This is a genomic window from Shewanella sp. SG41-4, from assembly GCF_014164505.1.
In the GTDB taxonomy this organism is placed as follows: domain Bacteria; phylum Pseudomonadota; class Gammaproteobacteria; order Enterobacterales; family Shewanellaceae; genus Shewanella.
The window spans coordinates 1-17398 of record NZ_JACJFI010000068.1 but is presented as its reverse complement, the minus strand read 5'-3'; the positions used below and the strand labels follow the sequence as shown (position 1 = coordinate 17398).

Genomic DNA, 17398 nt, shown 5'->3' with positions numbered 1-17398 from the left:
AATGAAGGCGTTAAAAGAACGCCTTCATTAATGCTTCAAGTCCGCCTAAGGATTTAAGCTTGTCTTTTTCCTCTTGGGAAAGGTGTTTTTCAAACTCCTTTCGTAGCCAATCTTCAGGCAGAATTTTATCAAATATATCAATGTTTTCTATGCCTTTAAAATACTCAGCAAAAGCGTTGTCATATTTGTCGTAGTGGATTTCATCTTTAACCATGACAATTTTGGCAAGGTTATAAAACTCTTCGACATTGGCAAACACGACCCCAGCTTTTAATAACGCAATCAAATCTAATAGCTCACGTAAGCTACAAGGCACCTTATGCTTTTTTAGGGTCAGAAAAAAATCAATAAACACTATGCAACTACCTGTTTCTGCGGCTCATAAAAGCAAGTTTTTCAATCAATGAAACGTCTTGTTCATTTTTAAGCAATGCACCAAACAAAGGAATAATGTCTGATTTGTTATCTAGCAAAGTTTCTTGAGAAATATCATCCGAGATCAGTAGCTTGAGCCAGTCGATTAATTCAGATGTAGATGGCTTTTTCTTAATACCATTGACGTTACGTAAATCAAAAAATACTTCTAACGCCTGCTGTAATAAGTCTTGCTTAACATTAGGATGATGAACATCAATGATTTTTTCCATTTCATCTTTGGTTGGAAATTTAATGTAATGGAAAAAACAACGCCTTAAAAAAGCATCAGGCAGCTCTTTTTCGTTGTTAGAAGTGATAATGATAATGGGACGTTGTTTAGCCTTGATAACCTGTTGAGTTTCATAGACATAAAACTCCATTTTATCGAGCTCTTGTAGCAAGTCGTTTGGAAACTCAATGTCCGCTTTATCTATTTCATCAATCAGTAAAATCGATCTTTGATCTTCTTCAAACGCTTGCCACAGTTTACCTTTAACGATGTAGTTGCCAATGTCATGAACGCGAGCATCACCTAACTGGCTATCACGTAGGCGTGATACGGCATCATATTCATATAAACCTTGTTGCGCCTTGGTGGTCGACTTAATGTGCCATTGATACAGTTTACAATTAAGTGACCGAGCCAGCTCTTCTGCTAATTGTGTTTTGCCCGTGCCAGGTTCACCCTTAATTAATAACGGTTTTTCTAAGGCAATAGCCGCATTTACCGCTAAAGTAAGCTCGTTTGAGGCAATGTAGTTATCTGTACTTTTAAACATGGTCAACCTTATCATTTATGTCACTTTGTCGTCGCAAAGCATTTCTATGTACGTGTTAGAGCAATCTTTAAGCATTAAGCCACTTTAATGCCCACTGGAGTGCCATTAAATGCTGCATTTCCCGTTAGCATATCAACTCTAGCCGCATCCGTTAAATCATTAATGCTCACGCCAGGCTGTGCTGATGCAATCGACATGTTAGTGCCTTGCTGATTATGACCCCACCCCTGCGGCATACTGACTACACCTTGTTGAATATCATCAGTAATAGCGACTTCGATTTCAATTTGGCCAACGGCAGAGCTGACTGACACGATTTGACCCTGTGTTATCCCAAGCTGTTTAGCATCTTCAGGGTGAATCTCTAAGGTACACGGGTTTTTACCCTTAGTTAACCGCTCAGAGTTCTGTGTCCAGGTGTTATGACTTTTTACTAAACGACGACCAATTAAATCAAATGGATAAGCCTTATCACGTGCAACTAGAGTCATCATCGCATTCAAACGAGGCAAGTCATCGACATACACTTGCGGGAATAAATTAACCTTACCATTTTCGGTTTTAATGCGTTGTTCGATACAAGGCATTAACGGGCCAAGATCAATACCATGCGGGTTGTCGATTAACGCTTGTAAGCTGATGCCTTGCTCGCCATAAGGACCCTTTTTGAGTTCCATGTCCAATATCATTTCTGGGGTAACGTTTTGCATTGGGTCATCGGCAGGCAGGTTTAGCATTCTGGCAGATATCTCTTTCAGAATTTTCCAATCGCTACGTTGTTCTGGCAGTTTTTCGAAAAGTGGCGCTGAATATTTAACCGTATTCCTAACCGAGAATGAATTAAAGAAAATATCAAAATGAGAATTTTCGACCCCTGTAGTGCCCGGTAAAATAATGTCTGCGTATTTAGTGGTTTCATTTAAATAGATATCTACCGACACCATGTATTCAAGCCCAGCAAACGCTTCAGCTAGTTTATGGCCACTGGGCGCTGACAACACCGGATTACCCGCCACGGTGATGAGACTTTTAATTTGCCCTTCACCCTCGGTTTGAATTTCTTCTGCTAAGGTTGCCACCGGGAATTCCCCGTTGAAAAAAGGCAGTTTACGAACCCGTGTGTGATGCTGACCAAATGAACTTTTATGGCCACGTTTGTGATTACGTAGTAAATCGAAAGCAGGTTGCGGAAACATCGCACCACCGGCACGGTCAAAATTGCCAGTAATAATATTGAGTACATTGGTGAGCCATAAACATAAGCCACCAAATGATTGAGTCGATGCGCCCATGCGGCTATAACACACCGCAGATTCGGCCGCCGTCATGTCATCTGCAAGCGTGCGAATACTCACTGCATCGATACCGACAAATTCTGCTATGGCTTCTGGCGAATAGGCCTTGGCAAGCGTTGCAACCTCATCCAACCCTTCAACCATATCGTCTAAATGACGTAAATTAACTTTATCATTGGCAAACACACAGTGAATTAATGCCAGTAATAACAGGGCATCTTTTTCAGGTCGAATGAATAAATGTTGGTCGGCAATTTTAGCGGTGCGGGTTTTGCGCGGATCGACCACAACAATTTTACCGCCACGCTTTTGAATCGCTTTCATTCGCCCTATCACATTAGGTGCGGTCATCATGCTGCCGTTTGACACCACTGGATTAGCGCCAATGATCAACATAAAGTCAGTTCTATCAATATCGGGAACTGGAATTAACATGCCCGCACCAAACATAAAGTTAGACGCTACATGATGTGGTAATTGATCTGCAGATGCTGAGCTAAACCGATTCACGGTACCAAGCGACTTCATAAAAGGTTTAAGCACCAATGCATTGCCTAAGCTATGCGCATTAGGATTACCTAAATACACTGCTAAAGCATTCTTGCCATGTTGCTGTTGAATACTTTTAAACTTGTCGGTGATTTCGCTAAATGCATCATCCCAACTAATGGCTTGCCAACCAGAGTCGGTACGTTTGATTGGGGTCTTTAAGCGATCTTTATCGGTGTAGAAATCTTCGAGCGCCAACGCCTTAGGACAGTTATACCCTTGGCTGAATGGATCTAGTTGATCACCTTTGATCGACAAAATTTGTTTATCTTGATAACTGATTTCCAAGCCACACATGGCTTCACAAATATTACAATTTCTATAATGGGTTTGAATGTCGCTCATATATATCGCCTGACTTGGAGTAAAAAGGGAAAGGGAGTACCACTCAACAGGCTGCTCAGTGGTAGACCTTGGGCAATAACGTTTATAATTTAACGATTAACTTGCCTTTGTTTTTACCGCTAAAAAACAGATTCAAGTCAGTCATTGCAGACTCAAGTCCATTTAACACGTGGGCGCGGTGTTTAATTTGCCCTTTCATCACATAAGGAGTTAACTTTTCAAGTAATGCGGGCACATCACCGAAATGGTCTGGCATGGTGAAGCCTTGAATAATAAGACGTTTTTTAATCACCTGGATCCAATTAGGGCCTAAATCAGGTACCGCTTTCGGATAATCAGCAATCATGCCGCACACCACAATACGTCCATGGGCATTCATTCTGGCAAATACATGATGTTGAATTGGGCCGCCGGTATTTTCAAAATAGACATCAACACCATCTGGGGTTAACTCGGCAAGCTTTGCTGCAATATCATCGGTTTTGTAATTAACGGCGCCATCAAAACCAAGTTCGTTAACAATCCAATCTGCTTTTTCGTCACTGCCGACAACGCCAATCACTCTTAATCCATCTGCTTTGGCTAACTGGCCAACAATTGAACCCACAGAACCTGCCGCGCCAGAAACCACAATGGTTTCACCTTTTTGTGGCTTACCAACGCCATAGAGCCCTTGTGTTGCTGTTAAGCCCGGTAACGCGAAAACAGACAATATCGCTTCGTCTGGTAACGGTGCCGTCACTTTATTTAAGCCTGCGCCAGTACTCAAAAAGTATTCTTGCCAACCCATCATGCCCATTACACGGTCGCCCACTTTAAAATTTGGGTGATTACTTTCCACAATTTCACCAATGCCAGAACTGCGCATCACATCACCTAACGCTACCGGTGGGATGTAGCTTTCTGTGTCTGCGCTCATCCAACCAAACATTGCTGGATCGAGTGACATGTGTGTTTGTTTTACCAAAAATTGCCCTTCTGTCACTTTTGGCATCTCTTTTTGGACCACTTCGAATAATTCAGGACCTACTGGGCCACCGGTTGGACGGGCGATTAAGTTAATTGCTTTGTATGTGGTCATGTTCAAATCCTTTTTTAAATGAGTTAACGTCAACATAGTAATGACGAGTTGTTAATTGATACTCAAAAATAAAACCTTGCTGTCTTTAAGCGAGTAACTGCTCAATGTTTTTAATGCTGTTAATGTTTTGCTGCTCGTAAAAATGCTTAAAATGTTCAGCTAGCTTTTCACTTTCAACAAACACTTGCTGCCAATACTGAAGGCGCTGAGCCGGTTTCATTTCGACAAAATACCTACTGTCTGGAATTTTCTTAAAAGGCAGTGATGCGACCAATTCAGCCGATGGACATAAAAGCACGGTTTTATCGTAGTGTTGTAAACGCACTTTACGAGACAGAATTTTATCAAACCAGCATGGTTTTAATGTAGAACTAAAGTGCGGATATAATGTGAGCCCTTCATTTTGAATATTAAAATCGAAATGATAGTCAATAATCCCACCATCTCGATACATACCTTTTGGGCAATCAGCAATGTCTTTTATGCCTTGCATCACAATAGGAATTGACCCTGATGCTAACAGCGCTGCTTTAATATTGCGCTGGCTCAACGCCATAGAGGTTGTTGCGATATTGTCTGGGTCGTTAATGGCTAAATCACTTTGACCATGCTGAAAGATGTAGCGTTCGTACTGACTATTAAGTAGTGGTCTACTGATGGTATTTCTGACAAAACTATTGAATAAACCCGCCCCTTGCAGCAGTTTATTTTCTGAAGCGACCAGCCCTTTGCATTTAGCCACAATAAAATGGGCTTTAAAGACTTTGTTATTGATAATCTCATTTGCACCGCTATCACCAAATAATTCATCGAGTAATTCAACTGCTTTAGCTGTGATTTCATCAGGTTGAGGTTTAGTGTCATCTGAATACACTGTTTCACTGTAGTGTTTAGCTAAACGTTCAATCGCCGCGACAGGATCTGTTTGGGCAAAGCACGCGGCGCGAAAAGCACCAGCACTGGATCCAATAAGGTTTAGAGGTTGTTGTCTGTCTTTAAAAAACTCCCCAAAAAGATATTTATCTAACCCCAGTAAAGTAAACCATTTAGGCCCACCGCTGGCACCCAGGAAAGAACTGAATAACTCTGGAGAAAAACCTTGCTGTTGTATGGTTTTTAAAGCCGTTTCACCGGCATATATTTCTAACATATGATTCTTATTATTGAGCTGTCGCAAGATATGCCGACAGCTGCTATCTGTGATTTATGCTTATGGCTTATTGCGAAGATCTTTACGTAATACTTTACCCACATTGCTTTTAGGCAATTCATTCATAAACTCAATTATTTTAGGGCGTTTATAGTTGGTGAGCATGGTATTGCAGTGATCGAATATATCTTGTTCGGTTAATGTTGGGTCTTTGCGAACAATGTACACTTTGACGCGCTCGCCAGTAATATCGCAAGATATACCCACCGCAGCGGCTTCCAATACCCCTTCGTGCGACACAATCACTTCTTCAATTTCGTTAGGGAACACATTAAAACCTGACACATTAATCATGTCTTTTTTACGGTCTACAATTTTAAAGAAACCATTTTCGTCCATGGTGGCGATATCACCGGTGGCTAACCAACCGTCGATTAACACTTCGTCGGTGGCTTTTTGACGATTGTAATATCCCTTCATCACTTGCGGGCCTTTTACCCACATTTCACCCGGTTCACCTAATGCAACGTCTTCGCCATCAGCACCGACTAACCGAATATCAGTTGATGATGCCGGTAAACCAATCGAGCCATTGTAACTTTTTTGGTTATAAGGACTCATTGTCACTAAAGGTGCACATTCTGTTAAACCATAGCCTTCAAGTAAACGGCTTTTAGTGACTCGCTCCCAATGCTCAGCTACTGGTCGTTGCACTGACATTCCGCCGCCAAAGCCCATTTTTAATGCACTAAAATCGAGTTGATCAAATCCTGGAGTATTTAACAACCCGTTAAACAAGGTGTTCACGCCGGTAATCACAGTAAAGCGATATTTAGCCAGTTCTTTTACAAAGCCGGCCATGTCTCTTGGGTTGGTGATTAATAAATTGGTGCCACCAAATGGCAAGAAGGCTAGGCAATTAGAGGTTAAGGCGTAGATATGATAAAGCGGTAATGCGGTAATAATCAGCTCTTTACCTATTTCGTACACATTCTTGGTAACCGCATTTGACTGCTCAAGGTTGGCAACCATATTACGATGGGTCAGCATGGCACCTTTTGAAGGGCCTGTAGTGCCGCCAGTGTATTGTAAAAAGGCTAAGTCAGAACCGATAACATCAACTGGCTTAAAGGTTTGTTTGCTGCCTTTTGCCATGACGTCATTAAATTTAACCGCATTAGGTAAATCGAACGCTGGCACCAATTTCTTCACGTGCTTAATCGCGCCGTTAACTAATGCGCCTTTAATCAGGCCTAATCGGTCACCCACACCAGTGGTGATAACATGTTTAACATCGGTTTTATCAATGACTGCCTGCAATACATGGGCAAAGTTTTCTAGTATTAGAATGCCCTTGGTACCAGAGTCTTTTAATTGATGTTCTAATTCACGTGGAGTATACAGTGGATTGACATTCACCACGGTTAATCCCGCGATAAGTGCACCAAATAATGCGATAGGGTATTGCAGTGTATTGGGGATCATAATGGCAAACTTATCACCTTTCACTAGCCCTAAATCTTGCTGTAAATAGGCGGCGAAGTCTGTCGCTTGCTGAGCAAGCTGCTGATATGTAATGCTAACATCCATGTTGATAAACGCCGTATTAGCAGCGTATAACTTGGTATATTTAAAAAACAAATCTGCCAATGAGTTGTATTTATCTGGATCAATTTCAAATTCAACCCCAGGCGGATAACTCTTTTCTAGCCAAATCCTTTCCATAATACTGTCCCCAATTATTACAATATTGTCAGCAGCCTGGTTCAGCTGCTGTGATTATTATTTTTATTCTTACAGACCTTAGAGTCTGTTGATCTTTTCCGGTTGAATATTGTTTGAAATAAAAACGTGTTAATCGCGGCGAGTGGATTGCTGCCTAGCAATCTAAGCAAAATTCGCTCAACAAAGAGTAATACGTTTTTAACCGAACCCTTCGGGCAGTGTTTGTTGGTCATTTTTACTGCGTTATCGACTTTTTATGTAGAATAACTGCACCACAAAGCCTCTACTTTGTACAAATAAACAACAACTCGCTGCAAAACCAACCTTGAAAGATCAACAGACTCTAACCTACACCCTGTTTTACAACACTTCAAATAAACCTGCAGCGCCTTGACCGCCACCAATACACATGCTGATCACCACGTATTTAACACCACGACGTTTACCTTCAATTAACGCGTGCATCACCATACGAGTACCGCTCATGCCATAAGGATGACCAATCGATATTGCGCCGCCGTCAACGTTCAAACGATCATATGGAATCCCGAGTTTTTCGGCACAGTAAATGACCTGAACCGCAAAGGCTTCATTGATTTCCCACAAACCAATGTCATCAATATTCAAACTATGACGTTCAAGCAACTTAGGAATGGCAAAAATTGGACCTATGCCCATTTCATCTGGTTCACAACCTACAACCACCATGCCTCGGTAAACACCTAACGGCTTAAGACCGCGTTGCTCAGCGAGTTTTCGTTCCATTAGCACAACAGCTGCAGCACCGTCAGACAGTTGCGATGCGTTACCGCCAGTAATTGAACCGTTATCTTTCACCGCTTTTAAACCCGCTAAGCCTTCAATATTGGTTGAAGGACGATTACCTTCATCTTGAGTTAAGGTCACTTGTTCTTTAGTGATATCACTGCTGGCTTTATCCATCACCAATTTTGTACACGTAACAGGCACAATTTCGTCATCAAATTTACCTGCAGCTTGTGCATCAGCAGTGCGTTGTTGCGAAATTAATGCATAAGCATCTTGTGCTTCACGCGAGATGCCATAACGATTAGCAACCACTTCGGCGGTATCAAGCATCGGCATATAAATCGCTGGACGATAGGCTTTCACACTTGGGTCTACAGCACGGTGCATGTTCATTTTATCGTTTTGTACCAAGCTGATTGAATCACAACCGCCAGCCACAACGACTTTAGCACCATCACAAACAATGTGATTGGCAGCGATGGCAATGGACATTAACCCTGATGAACATTGACGATCAACCGTCATACCTGGCACAGACACTGGCAGTTTTGCTGCCATGGCCACTTGACGACCAAAGTTCATCCCCTGGTTACCTTGAGTTAACGCAGAACCAAAAATACAATCTTCAATTTCATTGGGGTCAATACCCGCACGATCAACGGCTGCATTAACAGCAACTGCAGCTAATGTAGGAGCAGATAAATCGTTAAATGCTCCGCGGTATGCTTTACCAATAGGGGTTCTTGCTACAGATACAATGACGGCTTCTCTCATGATAATTCCTTTGTTTATCTGTCTTTAAAGACATGTATTTATTATGTTTGCTAGATTGAGCTTGGTATAAATGGTTATGCAGTTAATTAAATCGTACTTTTAATAACAGATTAAAAAACTCACTTAATATCAAATTAACTCACTCACAATCTGCATGAAAATTATTTATTGCTGTTGCGACTTCATAAAGGCCATCGCCTTCATCACAAACTTCTCGCCTTGTTGGGCACCAGACTTCAACGCTTTTTGATTTTCTTGCGCCGTTAATTGCGCCCAGTTGTCACGAACGGCTTCTGGAGTTTGAGATGCTGTAGGAATAAAGCAGCCTTCTGTTTCAAAAATACTGGCACTTGAATAGCCGCCCGCTCCGGCACATAAAATAAACCGAGTTGGCGCAAGTTCATCGCACAAGGTCAACATGCCTGCTGTAACCGCTTCAGGGGCGAAGGCTTTAACGATTTCTTCTGGCATTAAATCCTCAGTCATACGCGTACCCGCTGTTGGGGCAAGCGCATTGATGTGGATATTATTTTTTGCACCTTCAAGTACTAAGGTGTTCATTAACCCAATAACCGCCATTTTGGCAGCACCATAGTTAGACTGGCCAAAGTTACCGTACATGCCGCTTGACGATGTGGTCATCACAATACGACCATAATTTTGCTGCTTCATGATTTCCCAAACTGCTTTAGTGCAGTTAACCGAGCCCATCACGTGCACATCCATGACTATTTTAAAGTCATCTAAGGTCATTTTAGAAAACGACTTATCTCGTAAAATTCCGGCATTATTGATTAATATGTCGACACGGCCCCACTTATCCATGGTTTGTTGCACCATATCTTGCACTTCATCAAAATTAGCGACGTTTGCACCATGGCTAATGGCTTCACCGCCCATGTCTTCGATTAACCGAACCACTTCTTGAGATGCTGCAGAAGATGCGCCGCTGCCATCACGTGCGCCACCTAAATCATTTACGACTACTTTGGCGCCACGTTTGGCTAATTCCAATGCATGTGAGCGCCCTAAACCATTACCGGCACCTGTGACTATGGCTACTTGTCCTGCAAAACTGATCGTCATACTATTTCCTTAACGCTTTTTAATTTTTTATTGTTGTTTTATGTTCATGTGATGGTGACAAATAATAGAAATCTACTTAACCATTTGTACTGAAATCCACTCAGCAACCAATGCTGGTGTATCGACACCTTCAATCTCAATCGTCACCTCGGTTGATAAACGGAACTGTCCTGGTTTCTTTTCTTCAATAGACAGTGTTTTTGCATGTGCTCTAATGCGACTATTAACGGTAACGGGTTGTAAAAATCTCACTTTATCGAAACCAGCATTCAGGCCCATATAAAAGCCGTCAATCATCACGCTAAATTCTTCTGCAAAATGCGACAGCATTGACAGTGATAAGAAGCCATGAGCAATAGTTGAACCAAACGGAGTGGCTTTGGCTTTTTCTTCATCGACATGAATAAATTGGTGATCAAGAGTGCAATCTGCAAACTGATTAATCTGATCTTGAGTGATTTGAAACCAACTTGTTGGTTCAGCTTGAAAACCAATATAGTTTTCTATGTCATTACGATTGATTACTGTCGGCATTGTTCCCTTTCCTCTTGTACATTCAAGTACTGTCCATGAATGAAATTTAAGCGATATCTCATGCTAATTGGGGTGGGAGCATTAAACAAATGAATAGTTTTAATATCAAGTTATTCGCAGTATGAATAGCACAGGTGTTTGATACTGATTAAAACTGAGTGGTGTTAAAAACAAAAACGCATTACTCAGAAATGAGTAATGCGCTAATAACAAAGGAATAATGATTGATTTATTTCAACAAGCTCACCACACCAACACTTGGAAGCAATGGCTAATGATTATCTATAAGCTGATAATAATCGCTTCTCTAGCTAATCTAGCTTAGATAACTGATCTCAGGGTGAATATATCAATTCAACTAGAAGTCACTTAGCCCAGCTTAAACCTAGGTCAACATAAGACGAGTCTAACTAGAACCAGTCCGCTTGCATGTCAAAACTGGTACTGTCGGTGCTCATTAACAAAGATGACCACACTGCAATTTTAGGTAATTCAAAACGATAAAAATACTGTGACGCCTGCAATCTACCTTTATAGAAAAACTCATCTGCTTGATGCGGTTGTTTCGCTAAAGCTTTAGTGGCAACCATACTTTGCTTAAGCCATAACCACGCAATAATGACGTGGCCAAACAACTCTAAATACTTAACTGAGTTGGCTAACGCTAAGTCAATGTTCTTCGTCGCCATGCCGTTTAACACTGCTTCTGTTGTCAGTGTTAATGTGTCAACTGCTTGGCTTAATTGTTGAGTATATTGTTCTAAGCTGTCGTATTGTTTTGCTTGCTCAATGGTTTTAGCTATTTCGCTTATGGTGGCTTTATAACCCTGCATCTTATTCATCGGCACTTTACGGGTGATCAAGTCTAACGATTGGATTCCCGTGGTACCTTCATGAATTGGGTTTAAACGGTTATCACGATAAAACATCTCAACCGGATGTTCATTGATGTAACCATGCCCGCCCATAACTTGAATGGCATAAGAGTTAGCTTTAGGACCATATTCAGATGGCCAGGTTTTAATGATTGGCGTTAAAAAGTCTAATAAGGTATGGGCATGTTCACGTTGTTCAACGGTGTCTGCAGTTCGCTCATCATCACTTAATTGAGTACCGTACAACACTAACGCCATTGCTCCTTCGGCATAGGCCTTTTGCGCTAATAGCATGCGCTTTACGTCAGCATGTTCGATGATGTTCACCATAGGTGATTGTGGATCTTTACACGATGGTAAACGCCCTTGTGGGCGGTTTTTAGCATAATCTACAGAGTATTGATAACCGGCTACAGCCAATACTGCACCACTGGTACCCACCATAATGCGGGCTTCATTCATCATGTGGAACATGTACTTTAAACCGCAGTGTTCTTCACCGACTAAATAGCCTTTCGAGCCATTTTTTTCACCAAAACTCAGTGCAGTAGACGTTTGTGCGCGGCCACCCATTTTATGAAATAGCCCAGCGAGAGCCACTTCATTGTCGGCGCCGACGGAACCATCTTCATTAAGCAAAAACTTAGGTACCACAAATAACGAAATACCTTTAACACCTTTTGGTGCGCCTTGAATTCGTGCTAACACCAAATGAACGATATTCTCGCTTAAATCATGATCGCCACCTGAAATATAGATTTTATTGCCAGTAATCCGATATGTTCCGTCTTCAGACTTAACCGCTTTGGTAATTAAGTCACCTAACGCTGAGCCGCTGCCAGGCTCAGTCATGGCCATGGTGCCCATAAATCGACCTTCACGCATGGGCTTAACCCAAGTGTTAATTAGCTCCGGGCTGCCATGTGCTTGTAACAGGTTGGCGTTGGCTGTGGTTAACATGTTGTAACCCATACCCACACCGCCAGCCACACTTAAAAATGAGGCTGCTGCACTGGCAATAATCGGCGGTAATTGCATTCCACCTAATTCATAATCTGCTGTCGCAGCACCAATACCAGACTCATTCACCGCATCTATCGCGGTTTTAAGTTCTGGAATGATATGCACTTTTTTACCATCAAATGTTGGTTGGTGAGTATCGAGTTTTTGACGGATAGGAAGAAAGTATTTTTCTGCGATCGCTTTTGCCGTAGTGACAACTTCATTAAAGGTTTGGCGGTCGTGATCTTGATAACGTGCTCGGCTAGTTAACGCTTCACTATCAAACAGTTCGTAAAGCATAAATTCTAAATCGCGTTCATTCATTAACGTTGCAGGCATAATATTCTCTTCTTATCTTATTACTGAGCAGATGTAGGTCACTGCATCTTTTTACAATGAATCTTAATGAGTAGTAACAATGTCTTGGTGTTTACCAAGACATACTCGATTGGCTTAAAATGCTGATACGCCACCATCAACCGCAATACATTGCCCGGTCATATAGGTGTTGGCTGGAGATAACATCATTAACATTACAGCGACGATTTCTTTTGGCTCACCTAAACGATTCATTGGTGCACCGCGGGCCATTTTCTTTTGCTTTTCTTCGTCGGCAAAGTTAGTCACCATAGGAGTGAGGGTAAAAAATGGGCATATCGCATTAATACGAATATTCTCGCGACCATATTCAACCGCACCGGTTTTGGTTAAGCCAATAACAGCATGTTTTGCCATAGAATAAGCGCTGCCTCGAGCCGCGCCACCTAAACCGGCCATTGAACTCACATTGAGAATGGCGCCCTCGCCTTGCTTAAGCATTTGCTGTATTTGATGACGCATGCCAAATTGCACACCTTTAACGTTGACAGCAAATTGGCTGTCCATAATAGACTCATCAATATGATGCAGTGGCATAAACTCATGCGCAATACCGGCATTGTTAACGCCAATATCCACTCGACCAAAATACTCAATCGCAGCATCTACCATGGCTTTGCAAGATTCACTTTTAGACACATCGCATTTCATTGCGACGACTTCCGCACCCGTAGCGGCAATAGCATCAGCCACTTGATGTACGCCTGCTTCGTTAATGTCGCCTATAACCAACTTAGCACCGCGCTTTGCCAACTCTTGTGCCAGTAATTGTCCAAAACCTTGTGCAGCGCCAGTAATAACGGCGACTTTGCCAGTAAAGTCTAATAATGGATCCATGCGAGTAACTCCTGTAATTGATGGTCTTATTGTTATATTGAGAGTGTGGTAGTTAATTTTTTATCATTTGTTGTTAGCTTCAATCTTAAGTATTAAGTATTAAAGATTAAAATAGATGTTACCGTCGGTTTGTAGCGCTAAGATGCCGTTGATAGAACGTTGTTATTTTTCTTGAGCAACAACCTGCAACGCCATTTGTGCTAGCGGTTCAACGAATGATCCGACTTTATTAGCATGCTCATTTGACGCATTGCCCTCAGCGGCACGTTTTGCCACACCTTGGGCAATTGCCGCTAAGCGGAAAAAACTAAACGCCAGATAAAATACCCAGTTTTCAATCCGTTCAATGCCCATGCGTTGGCAATATAAATCGACATATTCTTGTTCTGTCGGAATGCCTAAACTACCGCGGTCGACATCTTTTAAACCGTCAATACTGCCCATCCCAGCTGGCATACGAAGTTGCATGCATTGGTAAGCAAGATCGGCAAAAGGATGACCTAATGTCGATAATTCCCAGTCAAGTAACGCAATGACCTGTGGCTTATCTTTGGCAAACATCATGTTGTCTAATCTAAAATCACCGTGGACTAAACACACACGGCCATCATCTTCGGGTAAGTTGTCTTCAAGCCACTGACTTAGCTGGTCCATTGCAGGAATTTTCTTAATCTCGGTTAACCGATATTGCGATGTCCAGCGAGTCAATTGGCGCTCAAAGTAGTTACCCGCTTTGCCATAATCACTTAAGCCAACGGCATCAACATCAACACTGTGCAAAGCCGCCAATACTCGGTTCATTTCGTTGTACATCGCTGAGCGGCGTTCATTGGTGTCTATCTCGGCTAACGATGCGCTCCAATACACAGTGCCATCGCAATATTCCATTAAATAGAACATTGAACCGATAACAGTAATGTCTTCACACAGGTGAAATACTTTTGCGACCGGCACATCGCTGTCTTTTAACGCATTGAGCACCCGATATTCACGATCGACCGCATGCGCAGATTTTAATAACTTACCTGAAGGTTGGCGGCGTAATACATACACCCCAGATTTCGCGGTGACTTTAAATGTCGGATTAGACTGACCGCCGGAAAATTTTTCTAACGTGATCGGGCCTTCAAAACCATCGACATGATCTTGTAAGTAAGCAGTCAGCTGTTGATTATTAATCGATAATACTTGTGGCATTTAGCAATACTCTTATTGTTATTTTGAGTCATTTTCAATCAGGCTTTTGATACAGTGATTTCTATCCGAGATAGCAATCTAGCCAGCGACACTTAACGTAGTTTAAAATGTGGTGATGCGTTTCAATCTACGTTAAGTGTCAGCGACTCATCTGTTTATTCAGAAACCTTTTTTACTAAATCACGGCCTAACTGCATCATGTGCACTTGGTCTGGACCATCGGCTAAACGCAAAGTACGTTGCCCAGCCCATGCATGTGCTAAGAAAGTGTCTTGACTCACCCCCACTGCACCATGACATTGAATAGCACGGTCAATCACATCAAGTGACATGTTAGGTGCAACAATTTTGATCATTGCGATCAGTTCTTTGGCGGCTTTATTGCCGTGAGTATCCATCTTTTGCGCAGCTTTTAAGGTCATTAAGCGGGCTTGTTCAATCTGGCAGGCAGATTTGGCAATGTCTTCACGAACCGACTGTTGCTTAATCATCGGTTGACCAAACACAATACGTTCACCAACGCGTTTACACATTAAATCTAACGCGCGCTGAGCGATGCCGACTGAACGCATGCAGTGATGAATTCGTCCAGGGCCAAGGCGGCCTTGAGCAATTTCAAAACCTTTGCCTTCTGCAACAATAATATTTTCAACAGGTACGCGGACATTGGTAAATGTCACTTCGCCATGACCTTCTGGCGCGTCGTTATATCCAAACACTTTCATTGGTCGCACTAACGTCACGCCCGGGGTGTTCATTGGCACAAGTACTTGTGATTGTTGAATATAGCGATTGCTGTTGGTTGGGTCTGTTTTGCCCATCACGATCATAATTTCACATTGCTTCCGACACGCGCCGCTGATGTAAAACTTACGCCCATTGATGACATATTCGTCACCATCGCGCTCAATGCGTAACTCAATATTAGTCGCATCGCTTGAGGCCACTTCTGGCTCTGTCATGGCAAACGCTGAACGAATTTTGCCTTCTAACAATGGCTCTAACCATTGTTTTTTCTGGGCTTCGTTACCGTATTTAGCCAATACTTCCATGTTGCCGGTATCGGGTGCCGCACAGTTAAACACTTCTGACGCCCACATCACTTTGCCCATAATTTCAGCCAGAGGTGCGTATTCTAAATTGGTCAATCCAGCACTGTATTTACCATAAGCAACGGGCAGAAATAAATTCCACAATCCTTCAGCCTTCGCTTTGGCTTTTAATTCTTCCATTAACGGAGGCGTTGACCAAGGATCAAGTTCAACTTGTTTATGCATTTCTTCTTCAACCGGAAACACATGCAAATCCATAAAATCGGTTACACGTTTGATTAATACTTGAACTTTTTCACTGTATTCAAAATTCATGTTCTACCCTTTTAGTTGTCATTACGGTGTAATAGTAGTGCTAGGGTCTGTTGATCTTTTCTGGTCAAATTTTATCTCGAACAAAACCAACCTTGAAAGATCAATAGCCCCTGGACTGAGCCTTAATATTTGTAATCAAGACTCAAGCAGATCAGTAAACGTTAACTGAGTGACATTAATGATTTTTTGTTAAACGGTTTAATATCAGCAATGGCTTTTTGCTTAATTTTATTAACCCACTGTGGATCAACTAACAACGCACGACCAATCGCGACTAAATCAAATTCGTCATTATTTAAGCGCACTAATAATTCATCAATGCCGGTTGGATTAGATGTGCCAGATAAATCAGCGTTACCTTCACCAATAAAATCAGCATCTAAACCAACGTTACCAACTGTAATGACAGGCTTATTAGTCAGTTTTTTGGTCCAGCCCGCTAAGTTAAGATCGGAACCGTCAAACTCAGGCACCCAAAATCTACGTGTACTGGCATGAAAAATATCGACACCTGCATCGCTAAGTAAACCTAAAAATGTCGCTAACTCTTCAGGGGTTTGACATAGTTTTGCACTGTAATCTTGTTGTTTCCACTGCGAAAAACGGAAGATAATCGTAAAGTCATCACCCACTGCAGCACGAATAGCTTTGACTATTTCAACCCCAAACCGAGTACGATTTTCTAACGAACCACCATATTGGTCGTCACGTTCATTGGTACCTTCCCAAAAGAATTGATCAACTAAATAACCGTGCGCGCCGTGCACTTCGATAGCATCAAAACCAATGTTTTTAGCATCTAATGCGGCTTGTGCAAATGAGGCAACCACTTCATCGATATCATCTTGGGTCATCGCAACGCCATTTTTTGCACCGGGTTTATATAAACCTGACGGGCTATAGGCTGGTGCTTCTTTATCTGGTCCAATTCCAGGTTTTCTCACTGAACCTACATGCCAAAGCTGTGGGGCAATTTTGCCACCTGCGGCGTGCACTTCATCAACCACGTGTTTCCAGCCTGCTAATGCTTCTTCACCGAATATGGCGGGGACATTTTCATAACCGTTAGCCGCTTTGTGTGAAATAAACGTCCCTTCGGTGATAATTAATCCCACATCACCTTCAGCACGTCTGCGGTAATACGCAGCCCCTTCAGCATTAGGGACATAATTAGGTGAAAATGCACGGGTCATCGGCGCCATGACGGGTTTATTTTTCCATGGCAACGACTTAGTGCTG

The 17398-nt window shown here is 42.2% G+C and carries 14 protein-coding genes; all 14 read right to left on the bottom strand.

What is annotated here, in order from left to right; all coding sequences use genetic code 11:
• Positions 1 to 10: 10 nt before the first annotated feature.
• Positions 11 to 355, bottom strand: coding sequence for a hypothetical protein (locus tag H5202_RS08745; protein ID WP_259397248.1), 345 nt, complete (start codon positions 353 to 355; stop codon positions 11 to 13).
• Between the two features lie 7 nt (positions 356 to 362).
• Positions 363 to 1196, bottom strand: a complete 834-nt coding sequence (locus tag H5202_RS08740; RefSeq protein WP_182771743.1) for an AAA family ATPase — start codon at positions 1194 to 1196, stop codon at positions 363 to 365.
• Between the two features lie 74 nt (positions 1197 to 1270).
• Entirely contained in the window at positions 1271 to 3385 is a 2115-nt protein-coding gene (locus H5202_RS08735) for a molybdopterin-dependent oxidoreductase (RefSeq protein WP_182771742.1), read from the bottom strand.
• 82 nt (positions 3386 to 3467) lie between these two features.
• Positions 3468 to 4466: an NADP-dependent oxidoreductase gene (locus H5202_RS08730; protein WP_182771741.1), complete on the bottom strand. Its 999-nt coding sequence runs from the start codon at positions 4464 to 4466 to the stop codon at positions 3468 to 3470.
• A gap of 85 nt (positions 4467 to 4551) precedes the next feature.
• A complete protein-coding gene (locus H5202_RS08725; protein WP_182771740.1) occupies positions 4552 to 5616 on the bottom strand; it encodes a patatin-like phospholipase family protein in 1065 nt (354 codons plus the stop codon).
• A gap of 60 nt (positions 5617 to 5676) precedes the next feature.
• Positions 5677 to 7341 carry an AMP-binding protein gene (locus H5202_RS08720; protein WP_182771739.1) on the bottom strand — a complete coding sequence of 555 codons (1665 nt, stop codon included), beginning with the start codon at positions 7339 to 7341 and terminating at the stop codon, positions 5677 to 5679.
• Positions 7342 to 7701: 360 nt separating this feature from the next.
• Positions 7702 to 8883, bottom strand: a complete 1182-nt coding sequence (locus H5202_RS08715) for an acetyl-CoA C-acyltransferase (RefSeq protein ID WP_182771738.1) — start codon at positions 8881 to 8883, stop codon at positions 7702 to 7704.
• 165 nt (positions 8884 to 9048) lie between these two features.
• Positions 9049 to 9969 carry an SDR family NAD(P)-dependent oxidoreductase gene (locus H5202_RS08710; RefSeq protein WP_182771737.1) on the bottom strand — a complete coding sequence of 307 codons (921 nt, stop codon included), beginning with the start codon at positions 9967 to 9969 and terminating at the stop codon, positions 9049 to 9051.
• Between the two features lie 72 nt (positions 9970 to 10041).
• Positions 10042 to 10503: a MaoC family dehydratase gene (locus H5202_RS08705; protein ID WP_182771736.1), complete on the bottom strand. Its 462-nt coding sequence runs from the start codon at positions 10501 to 10503 to the stop codon at positions 10042 to 10044.
• A gap of 410 nt (positions 10504 to 10913) precedes the next feature.
• On the bottom strand, positions 10914 to 12719 hold the full coding sequence (locus H5202_RS08700; RefSeq protein ID WP_182771735.1) for an acyl-CoA dehydrogenase: 1806 nt from the start codon (positions 12717 to 12719) through the stop codon (positions 10914 to 10916).
• 114 nt (positions 12720 to 12833) lie between these two features.
• The gene (locus H5202_RS08695; RefSeq protein WP_123777527.1) at positions 12834 to 13595 is read right to left on the bottom strand and encodes an SDR family NAD(P)-dependent oxidoreductase; all 762 of its coding nucleotides are present in this window, start codon (positions 13593 to 13595) and stop codon (positions 12834 to 12836) included.
• 162 nt (positions 13596 to 13757) lie between these two features.
• The gene (locus H5202_RS08690) at positions 13758 to 14792 is read right to left on the bottom strand and encodes a phosphotransferase family protein (RefSeq protein WP_182771734.1); all 1035 of its coding nucleotides are present in this window, start codon (positions 14790 to 14792) and stop codon (positions 13758 to 13760) included.
• A 155-nt stretch (positions 14793 to 14947) separates the two neighbouring features.
• Entirely contained in the window at positions 14948 to 16159 is a 1212-nt protein-coding gene (locus tag H5202_RS08685; protein ID WP_182771733.1) for an acyl-CoA dehydrogenase family protein, read from the bottom strand.
• A gap of 161 nt (positions 16160 to 16320) precedes the next feature.
• On the bottom strand, positions 16321 to 17398 hold a 1078-nt coding region (locus H5202_RS08680; protein ID WP_443019388.1), incomplete at its 5' end, for an NADH:flavin oxidoreductase.

Excerpts from the sequence above, each read along its gene's own strand:
- H5202_RS08740 (WP_182771743.1), bottom strand. The coding sequence starts at position 1,196 with ATGTTTAAAAGTACAGATAACTACATTGCCTCAAACGAGCTTACTTTA.
- H5202_RS08735 (WP_182771742.1), bottom strand. The coding sequence starts at position 3,385 with ATGAGCGACATTCAAACCCATTATAGAAATTGTAATATTTGTGAAGCC.
- H5202_RS08730 (WP_182771741.1), bottom strand. The coding sequence starts at position 4,466 with ATGACCACATACAAAGCAATTAACTTAATCGCCCGTCCAACCGGTGGC.
- H5202_RS08725 (WP_182771740.1), bottom strand. The coding sequence starts at position 5,616 with ATGTTAGAAATATATGCCGGTGAAACGGCTTTAAAAACCATACAACAG.
- H5202_RS08720 (WP_182771739.1), bottom strand. The coding sequence starts at position 7,341 with ATGGAAAGGATTTGGCTAGAAAAGAGTTATCCGCCTGGGGTTGAATTT.
- H5202_RS08715 (WP_182771738.1), bottom strand. The coding sequence starts at position 8,883 with ATGAGAGAAGCCGTCATTGTATCTGTAGCAAGAACCCCTATTGGTAAA.
- H5202_RS08710 (WP_182771737.1), bottom strand. The coding sequence starts at position 9,969 with ATGACGATCAGTTTTGCAGGACAAGTAGCCATAGTCACAGGTGCCGGT.
- H5202_RS08705 (WP_182771736.1), bottom strand. The coding sequence starts at position 10,503 with ATGCCGACAGTAATCAATCGTAATGACATAGAAAACTATATTGGTTTT.
- H5202_RS08700 (WP_182771735.1), bottom strand. The coding sequence starts at position 12,719 with ATGCCTGCAACGTTAATGAATGAACGCGATTTAGAATTTATGCTTTAC.
- H5202_RS08695 (WP_123777527.1), bottom strand. The coding sequence starts at position 13,595 with ATGGATCCATTATTAGACTTTACTGGCAAAGTCGCCGTTATTACTGGC.
- H5202_RS08690 (WP_182771734.1), bottom strand. The coding sequence starts at position 14,792 with ATGCCACAAGTATTATCGATTAATAATCAACAGCTGACTGCTTACTTA.
- H5202_RS08685 (WP_182771733.1), bottom strand. The coding sequence starts at position 16,159 with ATGAATTTTGAATACAGTGAAAAAGTTCAAGTATTAATCAAACGTGTA.